The sequence below is a fragment of the Paenibacillus sp. PK1-4R genome, from assembly GCF_030369595.1.
Lineage (GTDB): Bacteria > Bacillota > Bacilli > Paenibacillales > Paenibacillaceae > Paenibacillus.
In genome coordinates, this window is sequence record NZ_CP126535.1 from 4,377,885 (window position 1) to 4,396,950 (window position 19,066).

At 47.4% G+C, this 19,066-nt stretch carries 20 protein-coding genes; all 20 read right to left on the reverse strand.

Translation table 11 applies throughout. The features are described 5' to 3' along the window. Positions 1-83: 83 nt before the first annotated feature. The 20 genes from QNO02_RS18900 to mtrB all read right to left on the reverse strand — a co-directional run bounded on the left by QNO02_RS18900 (position 84) and on the right by mtrB (position 18,923). Entirely contained in the window at positions 84-1,178 is a 1,095-nt protein-coding gene (locus QNO02_RS18900) for a prephenate dehydrogenase (RefSeq protein WP_289389663.1), read from the reverse strand. Positions 1,179-1,204: 26 nt separating this feature from the next. Continuing rightward, positions 1,205-2,305 carry a histidinol-phosphate transaminase gene (gene hisC, locus QNO02_RS18905; protein WP_133385337.1) on the reverse strand — a complete coding sequence of 367 codons (1,101 nt, stop codon included), beginning with the start codon at positions 2,303-2,305 and terminating at the stop codon, positions 1,205-1,207. An 86-nt stretch (positions 2,306-2,391) separates the two neighbouring features. Beyond that, on the reverse strand, positions 2,392-3,198 hold the full coding sequence (gene trpA / locus QNO02_RS18910; RefSeq protein WP_091028946.1) for a tryptophan synthase subunit alpha: 807 nt from the start codon (positions 3,196-3,198) through the stop codon (positions 2,392-2,394). Next, positions 3,195-4,394: a tryptophan synthase subunit beta gene (gene trpB, locus QNO02_RS18915; protein ID WP_017687714.1), complete on the reverse strand. Its 1,200-nt coding sequence runs from the start codon at positions 4,392-4,394 to the stop codon at positions 3,195-3,197. The genes trpA and trpB overlap by 4 nt, the downstream gene beginning before the upstream one ends. Then, entirely contained in the window at positions 4,391-5,092 is a 702-nt protein-coding gene (locus tag QNO02_RS18920; RefSeq protein WP_091034832.1) for a phosphoribosylanthranilate isomerase, read from the reverse strand. The genes trpB and QNO02_RS18920 overlap by 4 nt, the downstream gene beginning before the upstream one ends. Positions 5,093-5,127: 35 nt before the next feature. Beyond that, a complete protein-coding gene (gene trpC / locus QNO02_RS18925; RefSeq protein ID WP_289389666.1) occupies positions 5,128-5,916 on the reverse strand; it encodes an indole-3-glycerol phosphate synthase TrpC in 789 nt (262 codons plus the stop codon). Then, the gene (gene trpD / locus QNO02_RS18930) at positions 5,906-6,946 is read right to left on the reverse strand and encodes an anthranilate phosphoribosyltransferase (RefSeq protein ID WP_091034830.1); all 1,041 of its coding nucleotides are present in this window, start codon (positions 6,944-6,946) and stop codon (positions 5,906-5,908) included. Before trpD ends, trpC begins: the two co-directional genes overlap by 11 nt. A gap of 68 nt (positions 6,947-7,014) precedes the next feature. Beyond that, the gene (gene trpE, locus QNO02_RS18935) at positions 7,015-8,583 is read right to left on the reverse strand and encodes an anthranilate synthase component I (protein ID WP_289389667.1); all 1,569 of its coding nucleotides are present in this window, start codon (positions 8,581-8,583) and stop codon (positions 7,015-7,017) included. Positions 8,584-9,276: 693 nt separating this feature from the next. Continuing rightward, entirely contained in the window at positions 9,277-9,654 is a 378-nt protein-coding gene (aroH, locus tag QNO02_RS18940; protein ID WP_047843558.1) for a chorismate mutase, read from the reverse strand. 5 nt (positions 9,655-9,659) lie between these two features. After that, complete coding sequence (aroB, locus tag QNO02_RS18945; RefSeq protein ID WP_289389668.1) at positions 9,660-10,754, reverse strand: 3-dehydroquinate synthase; 1,095 nt, start codon at positions 10,752-10,754, stop codon at positions 9,660-9,662. 1 nt (position 10,755) lies between these two features. Continuing rightward, positions 10,756-11,925: a chorismate synthase gene (aroC, locus tag QNO02_RS18950; RefSeq protein WP_017687707.1), complete on the reverse strand. Its 1,170-nt coding sequence runs from the start codon at positions 11,923-11,925 to the stop codon at positions 10,756-10,758. Between the two features lie 178 nt (positions 11,926-12,103). Next, positions 12,104-12,898, reverse strand: coding sequence for a CheR family methyltransferase (locus QNO02_RS18955; protein WP_091028937.1), 795 nt, complete (start codon positions 12,896-12,898; stop codon positions 12,104-12,106). Positions 12,899-12,923: 25 nt separating this feature from the next. After that, positions 12,924-13,367: a nucleoside-diphosphate kinase gene (ndk, locus tag QNO02_RS18960; RefSeq protein WP_017687704.1), complete on the reverse strand. Its 444-nt coding sequence runs from the start codon at positions 13,365-13,367 to the stop codon at positions 12,924-12,926. 154 nt (positions 13,368-13,521) lie between these two features. Beyond that, the gene (locus QNO02_RS18965) at positions 13,522-14,496 is read right to left on the reverse strand and encodes a polyprenyl synthetase family protein (protein ID WP_017687703.1); all 975 of its coding nucleotides are present in this window, start codon (positions 14,494-14,496) and stop codon (positions 13,522-13,524) included. Between the two features lie 343 nt (positions 14,497-14,839). After that, positions 14,840-15,460: a UbiX family flavin prenyltransferase gene (locus QNO02_RS18970; protein WP_017687702.1), complete on the reverse strand. Its 621-nt coding sequence runs from the start codon at positions 15,458-15,460 to the stop codon at positions 14,840-14,842. After that, positions 15,461-16,327 carry a UbiA-like polyprenyltransferase gene (locus tag QNO02_RS18975; protein ID WP_091028934.1) on the reverse strand — a complete coding sequence of 289 codons (867 nt, stop codon included), beginning with the start codon at positions 16,325-16,327 and terminating at the stop codon, positions 15,461-15,463. Continuing rightward, the gene (locus QNO02_RS18980; RefSeq protein WP_017687700.1) at positions 16,320-17,048 is read right to left on the reverse strand and encodes a demethylmenaquinone methyltransferase; all 729 of its coding nucleotides are present in this window, start codon (positions 17,046-17,048) and stop codon (positions 16,320-16,322) included. The genes QNO02_RS18975 and QNO02_RS18980 overlap by 8 nt, the downstream gene beginning before the upstream one ends. A 15-nt stretch (positions 17,049-17,063) precedes the next feature. Beyond that, on the reverse strand, positions 17,064-17,927 hold the full coding sequence (locus QNO02_RS18985; protein ID WP_289389669.1) for a heptaprenyl diphosphate synthase component 1: 864 nt from the start codon (positions 17,925-17,927) through the stop codon (positions 17,064-17,066). A 101-nt stretch (positions 17,928-18,028) separates the two neighbouring features. Beyond that, positions 18,029-18,580, reverse strand: a complete 552-nt coding sequence (locus tag QNO02_RS18990; RefSeq protein WP_289389670.1) for a hypothetical protein — start codon at positions 18,578-18,580, stop codon at positions 18,029-18,031. A gap of 121 nt (positions 18,581-18,701) precedes the next feature. Further along, positions 18,702-18,923, reverse strand: a complete 222-nt coding sequence (mtrB, locus tag QNO02_RS18995) for a trp RNA-binding attenuation protein MtrB (RefSeq protein WP_017687697.1) — start codon at positions 18,921-18,923, stop codon at positions 18,702-18,704. Positions 18,924-19,066 lie beyond the last annotated feature (143 nt).

Here is a 19,066-nt window from a genome sequence, read left to right on the forward strand (position 1 = left end):
CCCTCTTTGATCCGCGACTGAAAATCAAATAATAACTCCAATATAACCTCACAAAAAAGAGGGCTTTCGCCCTCTTTCTCGTCTTATATCCACACTTGATAGCCTAAGGAATCCAATAACATCTTGGCTCGTTCCATATCTTCTTCCTGACGGAAAGACAGACGCATAATGCCCGGCACATCCACCCGGTTTTCGATAATCTCCAAGTTGCTCAAGTTGATGTCATTCGCCCCAAGCTCAGTTGCGATCTTACCGATCATACCCGGTGCATCCTGGACATCAGTATACAGATCGAATAACGGCGAAATCATGCCTTTGCGTCGTTCTGGTAATATACTGCGGAACTCGCGGGCCTGACGGAATGCCTCCTCTATACCTTCACCGTTCTTATGCTCCAGCATATCCGTAAAGGCCTTCATCTGGCTATTCCAGTCCTTAAGCAAGCCCAACAGTACATCACGGTTGCTAAGCAAGATATCTCTCCACACAATCGCATCACTGGACGCAATCCGGGTAATATCCCGGAAACCACCTGCAGCCAGCATTTTATACAGTGGATTCGACTCATTATATTCACGCACCTGATTCACCAGCGCAACAGCAATAACATGTGGCAGATGACTAATCGCCCCCACGATGTCATCGTGCAGCAGAGGCTCCACACGCACGATCTGTGCCCGCGTATATGCAAGCAGCTCAGACAGCCTGCTGTAGGCTTCCTCAGGTACATGTTCTGAAGGGGTTAAGACATAGTATGCATTCTCAAACAACACAGCTGAGGCCGCATCTACGCCTGCACGCTCCGACCCTGCCATAGGATGACCACCAATGAAGTAAGCATCAGTCAACCGCACATGCTCCGCACATGCTGCAATGGAAGCTTTAGTGCTTCCTACGTCCGTGATGATACATCCTTTTTTCAATGGCAGCTTGGAGAGCTTTTCGAAATAGGATTCAAGCAAACCTACGGGAACGCACAAAAAAATAAAGTCGGCATCCTCTACCGCTTCTTCCAGAGAGAGCGTAGCATCATCCACTACACCGCTCGCTATGTACTTGTCCTTCAGTTCATCCAAGTGGGCGTAGCCCATCACGGTTACATCTGGCTTGCCTTTGAAGCAGAGCGCCAGTGAACCGCCGATGAGTCCTACACCAATCATTGCAATTTTTAGTTTCATGGGTCCTCACTCTTTCATCGCCAGTATTAAGGGCGTGCTACCGCCTTCTCAGCCAGCGTGTTCTCCAGTGCCGTGACAAATGCACGGTTCTGTTCTGATGTTCCGACGGACACACGAATGTAAGTTGGGTATACGTGGAATCCTGGGCGAACGATAATGCCTTGTTTGAGCAAGGATTGGAACGCAATTGCTGAAGGCATATCCAGGTCAACCATAATGAAATTACCCTGTGAAGGGAAATACGACAATCCGAGCCGTGTAAATTCATTTTGCAGGTAATCCCGATCCGTTGCATTCCGCTTCGAGCACTCTTGAACAAAATCCTGATCCAGTAGTGCAGCGGTTGCCGCAACCTGTCCAAAACGGGAGGTGTTAAACGGTTCACGTACACGGTTAATCAAATCAATAATTTCGGGACGTGCAATGCCGTACCCGATCCGGAGCGAAGCCAAACCGTAAATTTTGGAGAATGTCCGCAGTATGACCAAGTTCGGATACCGTTCGATCAATGGTACGCTCTGCGGGTATGCTTCATCGGTTACGAATTCATAATAAGCTTCGTCCAGTATGACCATCACATGAGCAGGCACACGGTCCATAAAGGCTATAAGCTCCTGCTCGGAGATAATCGTACCTGTCGGATTATTGGGATTACATACCCATACTGCTTTGGTTTTGTCGTTAATTTGCGCGAGCATCGCGCTCAGATCATGCGTGCCATCTTTCAGAGGCACTTCTATGGTCACGGCCCCCTCAATATCTGCATTGCTTTTATATACGGAGAATGTCTGATCTGCCATGATGGTCTCGTCACCCGGCAAGAAGAAAGCTCTTGTGATCAAAGCAATAATCTCATCGGAACCACAACCAAATATTAAGTTGTTCCGTTCAACGCCAAGATGCTTGGCAAGAACTCCCGTCAGCTCAACCGAGCTACCGTCTGGGTATATGCTTATATTAGTCATTTCTCTCGTAATGGCTTCCAGGGCGGCAGGAGAACTGCCGTACGGGTTTTCGTTGGAGGCCAGCTTGATGACTTGTTCAAGCCCCAGTTCGCGTTTCACTTCTTCAATCGGTTTGCCCGGCTGGTACACAGGCAGATTGACAATCTGGGATTTCGGTTTCAACCCGACCGCCTCCTGTTATTGAAATAATGTTAGACACGAATCAGCGTGCACCTCACGTGTCCAAAAGATGTCCTTTCAGGACATCCCTATCCCTTTAATTGTGCCACAAAGTTGCGAATTTGCAACAGTCCCGCTGCACGCGTATCCGGATTTTCAAGCAGAGGAATCGCATCTTCCACCTGACGAACAATGGCACTACCTACCACAACGCCATCGCAGATGCGGGAGAAATGGGCCACCTGCTCATGACTGGAGATACCAAAACCTACCGCTACAGGGAGGTCTGTCAGACTTTTCACCGTCTCAATGAAGCTTTCTACGCCATCAAAGAAAGAAGCTCTCTCTCCGGTTACCCCAAGGGATGATACACAATAGATAAAGCCACTCGCTCCCGTTACAATCCGCTCAATCCGGGCATTAGATGTAGGTGCAACAAGCGGCACCAGATGCACACCAGCACGATTTGCGCGTTCACGCATCTCTTCCGCTTCCTCAATCGGCAGGTCCGGAATGATCATGCCACTAATATCGTGTTTGACCAATTCATCAAAGAATACATCCAGTCCTGTCTGCAATACCGGATTATAATAGGTGAACAGTACAAACGGCAGTTTCACACCTGCATTACGAGCTTTTGCTGCGGTTTCCATAACAGTACGAATGGTAATCTGGCTTTTCAGCGCACGTTCGGAAGCACGCTGAATGACTGGGCCATCTGCAAGCGGATCGGAATAGGGAACACCCAATTCCAAAATATCCGCTCCAGCCTGTTCAAGCTCCTTGATGATATCAATCGTTGTGTCCACATCCGGGTCTCCCACGGTTAAGAATGGAATAAGTGCCGTACGATTCTGTTCCTTCAATTGCTGGAAGGTCTGGTCCATCAGATTCATCCCAAGTCACCTCCCGTGTATTTCATGATCGATTCAACATCCTTGTCTCCACGTCCCGACAGACAAATGACTACAATATCATCTGCTGTAAGTTCAGGCGCCAGTTTGACAACTTGAGCTACCGCATGTGCAGACTCCAGAGCAGGAATGATTCCTTCCGTCCGACATAGGAGTTGCAGGGCATCCAGTGCTTCCTGATCCGTGATCGGTACATATTTTGCCCGTTCAATATCCTTGAGATAGGAATGCTCCGGACCAACACCCGGATAATCAAGTCCGGCCGAGATGGAATGCGCTGGCTGAACCTGTCCATACTCATCCTGCAACAGGTAACTCATTGATCCCTGGAATACACCATGCGTACCTTTGGTCATCGTCGCAGCGTGATACTCGGTTTCGACCCCTTTGCCTGCGGCTTCAACACCAACAAGCTTCACATCCTGATCACCGATAAATGGATAGAACATACCAATCGCATTACTTCCTCCACCAACAGCGGCTACAATTACATCCGGCAAACGTCCTTCGATCTCCTGAATCTGACGACGGGTCTCATCACCAATCACACGTTGGAAATTCCGCACCATCATCGGATATGGATGAGGACCAACCACTGATCCAAGCACATAGAACGTATCCTCCACATTGCTGACCCAGTAGCGAAGCGCTTCATTACCAGCATCCTTCAATGTCCGTGTTCCAGACGTCACCGGAATCACTTCTGCTCCAAGCAGCTTCATCCGAAATACGTTTAACTGCTGACGCTCTGTATCTTCTTCGCCCATAAATACTTTGCATTCCAATCCAAGCAATGCGGCTACGGTAGCCGTTGCAACGCCATGTTGACCTGCACCCGTTTCGGCAATAACTTTCTTTTTGCCCATCCGTTTGGCGAGCAAACCTTGTCCAATCGCATTATTAATTTTGTGCGCGCCTGTATGATTGAGATCTTCACGTTTCAGATAAATTTTCGGTCCGCCTAATCGGCGTGACAATTGCTCTGCATGATACAATGGCGTTTCACGTCCAGAATACTCGCTTAGCAGATAATTCAGTTCCTTATTGAATTCCTCATCTTCAGAGAAGTGGCTATATGCCTCCTCTAACTCAATAAGTGCGTTCATTAGTGTCTCAGGTACAAAGCGGCCTCCGAAGTGACCGAAACGCCCGTGTTGATCCGGCAATTGATGTGTCATGCCTGCTTCACCCTTTCTACGAATGCTGTAATTTTGGCCATATCCTTCACACCTTCAGTCTCCACGCCGCTGGATACATCGACGCCGAAAGGTGCATATGTCTGTATTAGTTGTTGTACATTGTCCGGCTGCAACCCTCCTGCAACGAACAGAGCAATTTCGTGACTTTTCGCCCATTCAGCATAGGCAGGGATTCGCTCCCAGGCAAACGTTTTCCCGGAGCCCCCTCCATATAGAGGATCATGGGTATCAAGCAATATCGCATCCACGAATTTATCGTAAGTATCAAGAGCCCTTATGGCTGCATCATCAGCTTCCGGCCCCGTTTCATCTTTGGGAAAAGAAAAAACTTTGAACACTTTGGCATTCCACCGCTGCTTCACCTGCTGGCAAAATTCCGCAGTCTCCTGTCCATGCAGTTGAATAACATCCAGCTGAGCAATCTCCATAATGTGTTCCAGTTCTTCGAGCGTAGGATTCACAAATACACCCGCAAGCTTCGGCCGATCATAGGCAGACCATTCGAACAACACCGTTCTTAATGCAGCAGCCTGCTCGGGTTCGATTCGGCGGCGTGATTTGGCAAAAACAACACCAATGTAATCCACAGGCAAGTTTATCATCGATTTTAGCACTTCAACGTCCTGAAGTCCACATATTTTTACGGCCGCTGGCAGCGGGTTTCTCAGTTCTGACATACTGTCGCCTGTGCCATCGTGTATAGAAGTATTCATCATTTGGGTCCCATCAGATCATATACAGCCGCCTCGACATCATCCTTGCGCATGAGATGCTCACCTACGAGAATACCATGAACACCGGCCTGGATCAGAGGTACTGTTGATTCTGGTCCGTCAATACCACTTTCGCTAATCAAGGTAACACCACTTGGAATCAATTCCATCAAATCCAGTGTCGTGTTCAGACTGGTTTCGAATGTTTTCAAATTACGATTGTTGATGCCTACAAGTGTTGCCTGCGGAATCTCCAATACCTGCTCCAGTTCTGTTCGATCGTGGACTTCAATCAAGGCATCCAGCCCCAAACTTTTGGCAAATTCCAAATATTGACGAATCTGTTCAGGTGTCAGAATGCTGGCAATCAGCAGTATCGCATCCGCACCCAGTAATCTTGCCTCAGCAATCTGTCGTTCATCTATAATAAAATCCTTGCGTAACAGCGGAATGTTCACCGCCTGATGAATAGCCTGCAAGTACTCGTTGCTGCCTTGAAAATACGACACATCCGTTAATACGGAGATGCAGTCAGCACCCGCTCGCTCATAAGCAGCAGCAATCTCTACCGGATGAAAATCCGGACGAATTAACCCTTTGGATGGCGAAGCTTTCTTCACTTCAGCAATAAGGCCGAGTTTGCGATTGCGTCCGCTCGATAGTGCTTGTTCAAACCCCCGGGTTGCGGGTAGTTTTTCGATTTTTTGGATAGCTTCATCCATGCGAAATGTCTGTGCCAGAACTTCAACTTCTTTATGTTTGGTTGCAACGATTCGATCAAGATACATGACTGTACGCCTCCGTTGTATGAATTAACTGTTCAAGCTTCCCGGCAGCTTTGCCCGAATCTACCGCTTCTGCGGCAAGTGTCACCCCTTCAGCAATGCTATCTGCAAGACCGGATACATAGATGCACGCTCCGGCGTTCAACAGAACGACATCACGGTAGGCACTCTGCTCACCCTGGAAGATCCTCTTAATAATTTCGGCATTCTGTGCCGCATCTCCTCCAAGTACCGCTTCAAGCGGATGCAGAGACAATCCCATGTCACGTGGATCAATATCATAGGTGTGCACTTCGCCATTGCGAAGTTCAGATACCTGAGTTGGTGCCGAGATACTGATTTCATCCAGACCATCATGGCTGGCCACAACCAACGCTCTTTTGAGACCAAGACGATTCAGTACTTCAGCAATCATCGGCGTCCGGGAACGATCATACAGGCCAAGCAATTGGCGATCTGCTCCCGCAGGATTGGTTAATGGTCCGAGCATATTAAAAATGGTACGAACACCCAGCTCTTTTCTTGGTCCTGCCGCATGTCGCATGGAAGGGTGATATACCTGGGCAAAACAGAAGCAGATTCCGATATCATCCAGACATTGTCTGGCCTGCTCCCCGTTCAGATGGATATTTACACCCAGTGCCTCTAATACATCTGCACTACCCGCTTTACCTGAAGCTGAACGGTTGCCATGTTTGGCGACCCGAACCGAGACGGCCGAAGCAATGATGGCGGATGCTGTGGAAATGTTGAATTTGTGAATACCCGATCCACCTGTTCCACACGTGTCCAGCAAGCCGCTGCCATCCGTTAGAATTCGTCCGCCCTGACCACGCATGGCTTCAGCAAAACCGGTGATCTCATCCACCGTTTCCCCCTTCATCCGCAGCGCCATCAGCAAACCTCCGATTTGAGCCGGCGTTGCCTCACCTCTCATGATCGAGTACATCAAATCTCTTGCTTCGGCTTGTTCCAAATGGCTGCCCTCCAAAATCTTCGCCAGGCCATTCTTCATGCCTTCCTCACGAGTAATCTCAGCAATGGGGGTTACAGGTTTCTCATTCATTATTGGGTTTATGTTCATCTCCGGTCTCTCCTCTCTCAGTTCTTAGCGGCCGCTGGTGTGACAAAGTAGTCTGCATTCGCCAGTCTCAACGTGCTGTCCTTTTCTTTGGGAGGAAACATGGCTTCTGCTGTTCGAATCGCCTTGAGCAATGCTTTAGCTTTGTTAACTGTTTCCTCATATTCATTCTCAGGCACAGAATCCCAGACGATTCCCGCTCCGGCCTGTACATAAGCTTTTCCTTTTTTGAAAATAATCGTACGAATCGTAATACAGGAGTCCATGTTACCCGAGAAACCAAGGTATCCGATTGCTCCTGCATAAGCACCCCGTGCCTCTTTCTCCAGTTCCGCGATAATCTCCATTGCACGCAGTTTCGGTGCTCCGGATACGGTACCCGCTGGCAAGCATGAGAGGAACGCATCGAAGAAATCCTTGTCTTCTCTAAGCTCGCCCGTAACGTTGGACACCATGTGCATAACGTGAGAATACCGTTCAATCTCCATGAACATGTCACACTTCACACTGCCGAAGCTGGATACCCGGCCCAGATCGTTACGACCCAGATCAACCAGCATCAGATGCTCCGCGCGTTCCTTCTCATCTTGGAGCAGATCAGCAGCGAGAGCACGATCTTCTGCTTCTGTAGCCCCCCTTGGACGTGTACCTGCAATCGGTCGTGTCTCCACACGATTCCCGTCCACCTTGACCAGCGCTTCAGGCGAAGTACCCACGATAATCTCATCATCCATTTTGAGATAGTACATATAAGGTGATGGATTCAGGGTCCGAAGCACACGATACACGTGAAGCGGAGAAACTTCCGTATCAATGTGGAAACGCTGGGATAATACCACTTGAAAAATATCACCTGCGCGAATGTAATCTTTGGCTTGCTCCACATTACCGATAAATTGCTCCTTCGTAAGGTTGGAGCGAATATCCCCCAGTTCCACGTCTCCCGGAATGGAACGCGGATTCAGGTTCTCCCCTGGTCCTTGCTGCTGCAAACGTTCTGCGGCCTGCTCCAGCTTCTCCGAAGTCACTGCATACGCTTGACGTATCTCATCATCCGTTGCACCGTCCTTGACGTGTACATTCCCAACGAGCAGCATCTGCTGCTTCACATGGTCAAACACAATAATCTGGTCACAGAACATAAAGCGAATGTCATCCATATTCAGGTCATCCAGCGCGTGAGCTGGAAGTTTCTCATAATAGGACAGCAGATCATATCCGAAGAAACCAATTGCCCCACCTGTGAATGGTGGCAGTTCATCATCTTTTGGGCTGCGATACTTACGCAGCAGTGCTTTCAGTTCTTCGATCGGTTTGCCTGGCAATTCACGTGTTTTCCCTGCTTCTTCTACAACGATCCGACCCTTCTTGGCCGAAATCATCAGGAACGGATCTGTACCGATGAACGAGTATCTCGCCCATTGGATCCCCCCCTCTACACTTTCCAACAGGAATGCCCGGTCGTTGTCAGCATAACGGCGGAATATTCGAATCGGAGTCTCCATATCTGCCAGAATCCGTTTGACTACCGGAATCAGATTATACTCATTCGACATTTTCAGTACTTGATTAACGTTTGGCGTTATCATCAGATCACGTCCTTTCAGATTTAGGTAAGTTCAACTAAAGATTGTTTACACTGAGCACTTCGATGACAGAACAACCTTCCGATCACTGTTATCCCCAGATTTTTTTGATTCCCTTTCAAAAGGGAAAATCCGGTGATAAATGTGAACGCTCCGCTTCTTCACGTTATTTCTGTCCTCTGCGTTTTTGTGTGTAAAAAGTTAAGTTGAACCTATATGGGTAGTAGAAAAGGTTATATGTACAAAAAAACCTCTACCATCAGGTAGAGGTTTGGTTATAAGCTGTATTTAACAGGGTGATGCTTCATAAATAACAAGTCCCTATACTTCGCTGTCAGATTATTCACAGGTCGCTGAATTGATGCATCTCACATCATCCAATTCGGGAAAATATATCAGTTATAACACTTCAACTCTCATTCCAATATTTCATAAAATATAGGAGAGTGCATTGATTGTGTTTATACCAAAATATACAAAACAACGATGTCCTATGACACGTTTGTTTTCCCTGTTCCTGTTACCTATTCCGTAGCACGACGTACCGTGAATCAGTTGACCGGTTTCTGTTGCCCCGGTTACCACCCACTGGACTCTGCTATATACTCCACTAGCTCAGCTGCTCTCAGCTCAATCTCAACTCTACTCAACTGGTTCTCACTATACATCATTATGATCGGTTTGACAACCCACTACTTAAGAGCCAGAAGGTGCCGCCAAATCCGGACGTAATGCCTGTGCACCGTTCAGATACACATGGTTGATTTCATTCTGAGCTTTGTTTGTATTCACATGCACCATGAAACGAATGCACTGCGCCAAGGCACCTTTAACAGGAACCTCCAGTGCACACATCAGTGGTACCAGTTCCCAGCCATCCAGTTGGCGAATAGCTTTTGCCGGGAAAGCAGCATCCAGATCACCAGTTAACGTAATCCACACACTGCAGATATCTTCCGGTTGGATCTCATTGCGATCCACGATCTCCTGCAACAATACAGCCGTTTCCTTCAAAATCTGTTCTTCGTTGTTCTGCGTGACTGTTGTAGCCCCGCGAATTCCCCGTGTGACCATTGCTGTCATTCTCCCTTCCTGAGCATTTCAATGACGTCCCGAACTGCCGACACAGGTACGTCCTTCACAATTCTTGCAGCCCCGATCCGATCAGGAATGATAAACACCATATGACCTTCACGGAATTTTTTGTCATGCATCATCGCTTCCATTAATGCTTCCGTGTCGAGATGTGCAGGCATCGTTGTTGGAAGGCGAAGTGAACGCAGCATGCGAACTGTATCTTCATAGAGCCCTGCTGGCGCACCAAGCTTCTCACCAAGCAATGCTGATCCAGCCATACCGATCGAGATCGCCTCTCCGTGCAGGAATTCTCCATAACCGGCAATCGCTTCAATGGCATGACCAATCGTGTGTCCCAGGTTCAACAACGCACGTTCTCCATTTTCACGTTCGTCTCTGGATACAATCTCTGCCTTAATGCCACACCCACGCTCCAAGCCGTATCCAAGTGCTTCCGGATTAAGCGCAAGCAACTCCTCCGCATGCTCCTCACACCAATGTGCAAAAGACTCATCACGGATCAGCCCGTGCTTCAGCATCTCTGACAACCCTGCCGAAACATCTCGTGGCGGCAAGGATTGAAGTGTGTCCACATCATAGAGTACAAGCTCGGGCTGGTGGAATGCACCGATCATATTTTTGGCCAGCGGATGATTGACAGCCACCTTGCCGCCTACACTGCTGTCATGCGCCAAAATCGTTGTAGGTACTTGAACAAACTTGATTCCACGCATATATGTAGCGGCAACAAAGCCAGCCAGATCACCTACGACACCACCACCTAGGGCCAGAATCGCAGAACTCCGATCCAGTTTGCCTTCGATCGCAACGGTCATCATATCCTGGTACACCGAAAGGGATTTCGATGTTTCACCAGAGGGCACAACCGCCGATACGACTGTATAACCAGCCGTACGTAGCGTTTGCTCCAAACCTGACAAGTATTTGGGAGCCACATTTTCATCTGTAATGATGAGTAACGGACTTTTTTTGTTCAAGCCATATTGCTCAAAATATTGAGGGGCTTGTGCCAGTAGGCCGCTGCCAATCAGAATCGGATATGAGCGTTCCTCCAACTGCACCGTCAGCTGACGCATATTAGTAATTCTCCAGTTGAGCGTTATAACTAGCAACATTCGCACGGATCTCTTCCATGGAATCCCCACCGAATTTCTCCAGGAATGCTTTGGCAATTTCCCACGCTACAACATGCTCCATAACCACACTCGCTGCTGGTACAGCACAAGCGTCCGAGCGCTCAACCTGAGCCGTAAATGCTTCTTTTGTATCAATATCAACACTTTGCAGTGGCTTATACAACGTTGGGATCGGCTTCATCACACCACGTACAACGACTGGCATACCGTTTGTCATACCACCTTCGAATCCACCCAGACGGTTGGTTGCCCGGTGGTAGCCGCGCTCATCCGTATGCATGATTTCATCATGCACCTGTGATCCCCGAATGACTCCGGCTTCGAATCCGATACCAATTTCTACACCTTTGAATGCATTAATGGACATTACGCCTTGAGCGATTCGTGCATCCAGCTTGCGATCGTATTGAACATAACTGCCAAGACCAATAGGCACACCTTCAACGATACATTCCACTATTCCTCCGATGGAATCGCCTTCTTGTTTAATCTGGTCGATGTAGGCTTCCATCTTCTTCTCTGTCTCAGCATCCGTAACACGTACAGAGGAAGCTTCTGTCACAGCGATCAGTTCATCAATCGGAAGGTCCTGATACGGAGCTTCGATCTCTCCAATGCGAAGTACACGTCCAGCTACCTTGATTCCGAATTCAGCCAGGAATTGACGTGCAATGGCACCACATGCCACACGTACCGTTGTCTCACGTGCACTGGAGCGCTCCAGTACGTTACGCAAGTCTTTAAGATTATACTTGAGTCCACCGTTCAGATCAGCGTGTCCGGGACGAGGACGATGAACGCGACGTTTCTCTTCGTCACTGCCTTCAATCGGCTCAATATTCATAATATTCTGCCAATGTTTCCAGTCGTTATTTTGAACAACCAGCGCTACCGGAGCACCTGTTGTATATCCATGACGGATACCACCAACGAAATTCGCCTGATCCTTCTCGATCTGCATCCGGCGTCCACGGCCATATCCCTTTTGGCGGCGGTGAAGCTGGAAATTCAGTTCTTCAAAATCAATTGTCAAATTACTTGGCAATCCTTCAATAATAGCGGTCAATTGGGGTCCGTGCGTCTCCCCTGCGGTTAAATAGCGTAAACTCATAATACGTTCCCCCTTTAAACTGTTAAACTTCACATTGCTAAAATCCCATAATTTCTTTGCTTATTATAGTATAGCTGACCGGCTTTGACAAGAAAGTCGGCTCTTTCTTGTACTTGGTATACAAATAACCGCCTGAACACATGTACATGTGCTTCAGACGGCTCAACAACCATTATCATTATTTTTTCCGATAGAAGAATGTCTCTGCTGTCTCCAGACCATATTGTCCCGGGGAGAAGATCTGCTCCGTACTACCCACAAACAAAATACCGCCTGGACGCAAACTTGCTGCAAATTTGTGATACAACAGGTTTTTGGCTTCCTCGGTAAAATAGATCATGACATTTCGGCACACAATCAGATCGTACCCATCGTCAAAACGGTCCACCAGCAAATTTTGTTTCATGAACTTGATCGAATTTTTGAGTTGCTCATCAATACGGTATACCAAGCCATCCTGCTTGAAGTAACGGTTCGCCGTTTCCTTTGGCACATCCTTAAGTGAGCGTTCCATATAACGCCCTTCCTTGGCTTTGGCCAATGCACCTTCATCCAGATCACTTGCCGTAATGGAGCTGTCCTTCAAAATACCCATCGTGTCCAGAATCATGGCGAGTGTATAAGGTTCTTCACCTGTTGAACAGGCCGCACTCCAAACTTTAGCACGACGCTTGGACCCCAGCAGTTCAGGCAGGATCTCGTCCCGCAGCACTTCCCAACGATTGGGATTACGCCAGAATTCCGACACGTTAATCGTCATACGATCAAGGAATTCGTAGAACAATGATTTATCTTTCTGCATAGCATCAAAAAAGTTAGAAAATGTATGAAACCCGTTTTTGTTGCGAAGTGTGGTCAGCCTTCTTTTCATCTGGCCTTCCTTGTATTGAGCAAGATCAATGCCTGTGCTCTCTTTGATTTTACGAATGAATCCGGTGTAATCCGGGTCTAGTAGTTGTTCTTGCTCCAGCATCGTGTATCACCCTTTTGGCTAATAATTACAACCAGGCTGCGATGCTCTTGTCGTATACCACCAGTTCATCTGAAGCAAAGAAATTGGCTGCTTCACGGGAAGCACTTTCCGGTGAATCTGCCCCATGAATCAGATTATGTGGTGTGTGGCTGGCGAAGTCTCCGCGAATGGTACCCGGAGCTGCTTCCTTCACATTGGTTTTTCCGATGACGATGCGCGCAAGCGCCACAATATCGTCGCCTTCCCACACCATGGCAAATACAGGCCCAGATGTGATAAAACGAACCAAATCATCGAAAAACGGTTTGCCCTCATGTTCAGCATAATGGCGTTTTGCCTGATCCTCAGACATCTGCACCAATTTGCCTGCCACCAACTTAAATCCTTTGTCTTCCAGACGGCTAATAATTCGACCGATCAATCCACGCTGCACACCATCCGGCTTCACCATCAAAAATGTACGATCCATCAGCTCACTCCTCACTCACGGTTCAAAGTTAATCACTATGTAAACGCAATCCCTATGATTGTAACATACATGTCCAAATCCTCCCAATGAGGAATCTCACAGTTCTGTTCATCTTTGGGTATGAGCAAGCCGAGAGTCGAAGGTCATACAAAGTTTAATGCGTACGTTTAACCACAAAATGAGCGATATCACGCAGGTTTTTGGTCGTCTTGATGTTAGGTAGCTGATCGAGAGCATCGAGCGCTTTCTTCATATATCGGTCAGCAAGGGCTTCTGCTTTAGCAATTCCTTGACTTTGGCGAATCATTCCAATTGCATCCGATGCACTTGCCCGTCCTTCTTCATGCTGGACACGGGAAATCTCCTTAAGTAAAGGTTCCCGCAGATCGGATTCTTCCAGAGCATAAAGTACAGGAAGAGTAATATTCCCTTGCTTCATGTCACTGCCAGGTGGCTTGCCAAGTTGTTTCTCGGTACCTACCAGATCAAGTACATCATCTTGAATCTGAAAAGCCATCCCCACATTGTATCCGTACGTATACAGCAGGGAAGATACATGCTCAGGCGCACGTGTAGCCAATGCCCCTAACTGACAGCTAACCGCAATCAGAAGTGCTGTTTTGCGGCGAATCCGCAGTAGATAATTACGAACACTTTGTCCCGTATTGAAAAAGTCCCGAATTTGCTCCATCTCACCAATGGACATCTGTACCATGGCTTTGGCAAGGATACGATGAATAGCTGGATCGGATAATCCGGCAGTCATTTCAAGTGCCTTACCGTAGATATAGTCTCCAGTGTACATGGCAATCCGATTATCCCATTTTGACTTCACCGTAGGTTTACCTCGGCGTGTCTCCGCATTATCAATAACATCATCGTGAACGAGGGATGCCGAATGAATGAGTTCCAGCGGAACCGCAACCAGCTTCAGACGTTCAATGTCGTATGTACCAAATTTCCCACCAAGTAACACAAAAACGGGCCGTAACCGTTTTCCTCCTGCTTTGAGCAAATGAAGTGACGTTTCACTCAGCAGCTTCTGTTCTCCTCGAACACTGCGATACAATTCTTTCTCAATGTAATCCATGTCCTTTTTTAACAACCCGAAAATATCCAATAGTTTCATTCGTTCACCCGTATCAGCGTATTGTCAGTCCATAAATTCATGCTTACCTTCCCCTCCAGCAAGTCGGGCCTGCAGGCATTACGAAAAACCCGGCTTACCGTTCTTGCTTGTGTTTTTCTATAAGGTAATCTAACGTATTTTTCTTCTCCGAATGTCATAGCCGACACCCGAAAATTAAACTCTGCGACTTGTTCTGAAACAAAATACAGAAGTTGCCGGAGCATGGGTCAAGACTGTGGTTCATGAAGACTCACCATCAGCACTCACCAATACCCCGGGATTCGGGGGACAAATAAACCGAGCAACACTTTGGCAAAAAACAGCCTTGTATCGAACTCAGTCGTTATCCCCGTTCATCCGGTTCTCCCCATCTTGTAAACAGTTGATGTGGGATGCGCAAGCTATCCAGCACTTTCCCCACCAAAAACAGAATCAACTCATCCATAGTTTGAGGTTTGTAATAAAAAGCAGGCATAGCCGGTATCATTCGTACACCAAGACGAGAAAGCTTCAGCATGTTTTCCAGATGGATTGCATGAAGAGGCGTCTCACGTGGTACGAGGATCAATGTCCTTCCCTCTTTCATCATAACATCGGCTGCGCGAGACATCAGATTATCCGACGATCCCTGCGCGATGGACGAAAGAGTTCCCATAGAACATGGCATGATAATCATGCCGTCGGCCAGATAAGAACCACTTGCAATGGAGGCCCCTATATCACTCACAGGATGATAGATCAGAGAACCGGCACGGTTGCCGAATTTTTCTTCCAGCACCGCGTCCCGATTCGTCACATCCCAGTCCAATTCTTCTTTCAGTACACGCCACCCTGCATTGGATATGACCAGATGAACGTTATATTCCAAATCAAGCAGCGTTTCAATTAATCGAATGCCATATATGCTGCCACTCGCTCCGGTAATTCCGACAACCAGTCGTTTATTGTCCGGCTGCTGCACCATTTATTTCACCGCCAGATCAATAAGAGTGAACGTAAATACGATTATACTAAGCAAACTGTTCATGGTAAAAAACGCCGTTTGAACACGGCTCATATCATTAGGCGATACGATATAGTGTTGATAGAACAGAATTCCATACGTCACCAACATGCCTGCGCCATACCACCAGCTCAGATCTGTCATCAACAATAACGCAAGAAAACCAATTGCAGTAATCACATGGAAGAACTTGGCGATCTGCAAGGATTTAACCAGGCCAAAACGGGAAGGTATGGAGTGAAGCCCCTCTCCCTGATCGAACTCCAGATCCTGACATGCATAGATAATATCAAAGCCCGCTGTCCAGAACACAATCGTAACGTACAGCACAATCGCTGTCCAATCCATCGTTCCTGTTACAGCTACCCAGCCACCAAGTGGTGCCAAACCAATCGTCATTCCGAGAACGACGTGGCATAACCATGTGAATCGTTTGGTGTACGAATACAGTACCAACATAAACACAGCAATAGGCAACAGCTGCATGGATAATACATTAAGATTGGATGAGGCCCAGAATAACAATATAAATGAGATAATGACAAATATAACAACTTCCCCATTTTTCAACAGTCCTGCCGGGATGGCTCTCATCGCGGTACGCGGATTTTTGCCATCAATCGCTTGGTCAATAATTCGGTTCAAACCAAAAGCTGCACTACGTGCGCCGACCATCGCAAGCAATACCCACATGATCTGCATCCAGCTTGGGAAGGTATCATTCACTACCATGGAGCCGAGAATGGCCCCCATAAATGCAAAAGGTAAAGCAAAAAGCGTGTGTTCAATCTTGATCATTTCTAAAAAGATGCGAATTTTCCTAAACATGCTGATTCTCCTTGGTTCCAATATGCAGTGCCGCTATACCTCCGGTCAGAGGGTAGGCCTGCACTTGTTGTAATCCAGTTTCTGCAAAAATATCTGCCAGTTCCTGCCTTCCCGGAAAAATGGCCAGTGAGTCCGGCAGCCATTTGTACTGCTCAAAACTTTTAGCAAACACTTTGGCAAGATTCGGTAAAACCTTCTCAAAATAAAAATAATAAATGCCTTTGAACGGCTGCCATGTTGGCTTGGACAATTCCAGGCACACAACCATACCGCCCGGTTTGACAACACGTTTCATTTCAGACAACACTTGTCTGAGATCAGGTACGTTACGCAGCCCGAACCCGATCGTCACATAATCAAATGAATTGTCTTCATAAGGAAGTGACATGGCATTTCCCTGTGTCAGGGTAATCTGCTTTTGACGTTGCACCGCATTGATCTTTGTCTGACCGACTTCCAGCATGTTGCTGCTGAAATCAAGTCCGTGCATGTGCCCCGTTTCACTTGCCTCTGCCATAGCAAGCGTCCAGTCACATGTGCCGCAGCACAAATCAAGACCGGTATCGCCTTTGGACATATTCATCTTTTTCATGGTGAATTTACGCCAAGCCTTATGCCTGCGGAAACTTAAAATATCATTCATGACATCATATTTTCCGGCTATACTCTGAAAAACCGAATGGACATATTCTTCTTTCGGTTTGGTCTCTCCGCTCCCCATTCGTCTGTCTCCCCCTCAATCTTCCCTTACTGCCGCATGTGAAGGCTGCAAATATGCCAAGTAAGGCTCTAGAATTGCATGTATCTCATGCAAGCCCATCCGCCCTTCCTCGTCTTGCAACAACAGTTGAATGCGGTGTGTACACTCGCGAAGCTTGTCCAGTAAAACCTCGCCAACCCTATGCTTCAGCACCATAGCGTTCCATGCACGTGCGTCCGGTTCAGACTGACGTAGCACACTGCGCTCATCGTCATTACCATGCTCGTATATGTGCCAATATGCATAGCTGTGAAGATATTGTTTTGCGTCATTCATCCGCTTCAGTTCTTCCACGATCGTTTCACAGGAGCTGAATTCGGTCAACAGGCTGTTCCATAATGACTCTTCGTTATGTTGAATCATGCCTGTAAATGAAAGAAACAGCTGCATCCTCAGCTGTACCGTTACACGCAAGTATTCATCAGCCGAAACGAGAAGCTTCTTCATCCGTTCATACAGCGTCATCTTGCGTGCGTTCACTCCGGATACAGCACCACTGAGTTTGCCAATCATTTCAATTCTGCCCGCTTGGGCAAGCAATTGATAAAAACGGCTACTTAAATAATCCCCGGCGAGTACATTCAACTGGCGTGAACGCATCTCCTGCTCTCTCCGCTCACCGGAAATGGTATCGATTCGATCATGCGTATCCATGGCCAACTGAACGAGCGAAGTTGCAAGAGCATATAACTCTTGATGCACCTTTTCGTCTGTGCGGCCCACAAATACCTGCAACAGACGTGCCCGGCTATCCGGAAATGATGGGATTTCCGTATGTTGTCGAATCATGTCGTAATCCGTATATTTCTTTGCTAGTTGGGGTACGCGATATGAATTCATTCTCAGCCTCCGAGCCTTAACATTGTTAAACCATTTCTGCACTACAATCTTATATATTATAGCATATGTTGAACGGGCACGCACTGAATCCTGCTATTCTATTACCCCTGACTTGTCATTTCGAATTGCTTCTTCCAGAGTTCGGTCTCCATCAAATGAAACCAGTCCTTCAATTCATCTGAAAAGGCCGCACTTTTCCAGTTCCGTAATGTTTCAATCGCATACAGAGGCCACTCTCCACGCCGAATATCAGCAGCAAGCAACAGATGTCGTTTATGCATCCATTCATCTTCTGCCATTACACGTAGCAGCACCTGATCCACGTTATCCAGACTCCGAAAGCCCAGATCCGCCACAGCTGCCATGTTCTCATAGATTTCAGTGTAACTTGTACCCGTTCCTTTAACTTTGAGGTCCAACGTCAAAATGGACTGTTTCCATTCCACTCTTGCAATGGGAGTTGATAGTTGCATGGAACTTAGCACATCAACCAGATTGTCATTCGTTAGCTGAACTGGATGATTTGATGCAGAGGCAGGCTGTACGTTGTCCCCGCCCCATGTACGCATATGTAAGGTTTGTATCGCAACAAGCAGAAAGACCGCCGCAACCGTTGCCAGCATTGAAGCAGTAACAATCATCCGCGGTTTCATATACGCCTCCCTGCCTTTACCTGTTAGTGTAGTCTGTCCGGTAAAGGCTCATACCTCATTGTACAATGAAAAAAAGCAGGCTATGCCTGCAATCTTCATTTAAATGTATTCAATCTGTCCATTACTCCGATTCAATCTGTCCATGCTTGGTAATCAGCGTGGCTTTGCCCCGGATTTTAATAGCTGAGGTATGAGTGGTAAATTGGGCAAACATCACTTCACCCTTGTCCAATTTCTCGGTGTGGTGAAAACGTGTATCCTGACCTCGGGTTAATCCGATCACCTGGACACCATTTTCCTCTGCCTTAATTACAATATAATCATTGCCGGTTGGATGATCCATCACGCATGTCCCCTTCTTTAGTTCGATAGCGTTAATGATGATTAAGATTGTTTCATTTGTCAACCTGCGCCTTATACGGATGAACCGCAAGAATCGGCTACCCTAGGGTCATACTACAGTTATACAGCTACAGAAAGGAGAAT

What these genes read in the sequence shown, in the direction of transcription:
- aroC (WP_017687707.1), bottom strand. Translation starts at nt 11,925, where the DNA reads ATGAGTTTACGCTATTTAACCGCAGGGGAGACGCACGGACCCCAATTG.
- trpE (WP_289389667.1), bottom strand. Translation starts at nt 8,583, where the DNA reads ATGATAACGCCAAACGTTAATCAAGTACTGAAAATGTCGAATGAGTAT.
- QNO02_RS18955 (WP_091028937.1), bottom strand. Translation starts at nt 12,898, where the DNA reads ATGCTGGAGCAAGAACAACTACTAGACCCGGATTACACCGGATTCATT.
- QNO02_RS18985 (WP_289389669.1), bottom strand. Translation starts at nt 17,927, where the DNA reads ATGAATTCATATCGCGTACCCCAACTAGCAAAGAAATATACGGATTAC.
- ndk (WP_017687704.1), bottom strand. Translation starts at nt 13,367, where the DNA reads ATGGATCGTACATTTTTGATGGTGAAGCCGGATGGTGTGCAGCGTGGA.
- trpC (WP_289389666.1), bottom strand. Translation starts at nt 5,916, where the DNA reads ATGTATCTTGATCGAATCGTTGCAACCAAACATAAAGAAGTTGAAGTT.
- QNO02_RS18965 (WP_017687703.1), bottom strand. Translation starts at nt 14,496, where the DNA reads ATGAAACTATTGGATATTTTCGGGTTGTTAAAAAAGGACATGGATTAC.
- QNO02_RS18970 (WP_017687702.1), bottom strand. Translation starts at nt 15,460, where the DNA reads ATGGTGCAGCAGCCGGACAATAAACGACTGGTTGTCGGAATTACCGGA.
- mtrB (WP_017687697.1), bottom strand. Translation starts at nt 18,923, where the DNA reads ATGGATCATCCAACCGGCAATGATTATATTGTAATTAAGGCAGAGGAA.
- QNO02_RS18920 (WP_091034832.1), bottom strand. Translation starts at nt 5,092, where the DNA reads ATGTCAGAACTGAGAAACCCGCTGCCAGCGGCCGTAAAAATATGTGGA.
- QNO02_RS18990 (WP_289389670.1), bottom strand. Translation starts at nt 18,580, where the DNA reads ATGAAACCGCGGATGATTGTTACTGCTTCAATGCTGGCAACGGTTGCG.
- trpB (WP_017687714.1), bottom strand. Translation starts at nt 4,394, where the DNA reads ATGACACATCAATTGCCGGATCAACACGGGCGTTTCGGTCACTTCGGA.
- QNO02_RS18900 (WP_289389663.1), bottom strand. Translation starts at nt 1,178, where the DNA reads ATGAAACTAAAAATTGCAATGATTGGTGTAGGACTCATCGGCGGTTCA.
- trpA (WP_091028946.1), bottom strand. Translation starts at nt 3,198, where the DNA reads ATGAATCTGATGGACCAGACCTTCCAGCAATTGAAGGAACAGAATCGT.
- aroB (WP_289389668.1), bottom strand. Translation starts at nt 10,754, where the DNA reads ATGCGTCAGCTGACGGTGCAGTTGGAGGAACGCTCATATCCGATTCTG.
- QNO02_RS18975 (WP_091028934.1), bottom strand. Translation starts at nt 16,327, where the DNA reads ATGTTTAGGAAAATTCGCATCTTTTTAGAAATGATCAAGATTGAACAC.
- QNO02_RS18980 (WP_017687700.1), bottom strand. Translation starts at nt 17,048, where the DNA reads ATGGGGAGCGGAGAGACCAAACCGAAAGAAGAATATGTCCATTCGGTT.
- aroH (WP_047843558.1), bottom strand. Translation starts at nt 9,654, where the DNA reads ATGGTCACACGGGGAATTCGCGGGGCTACAACAGTCACGCAGAACAAC.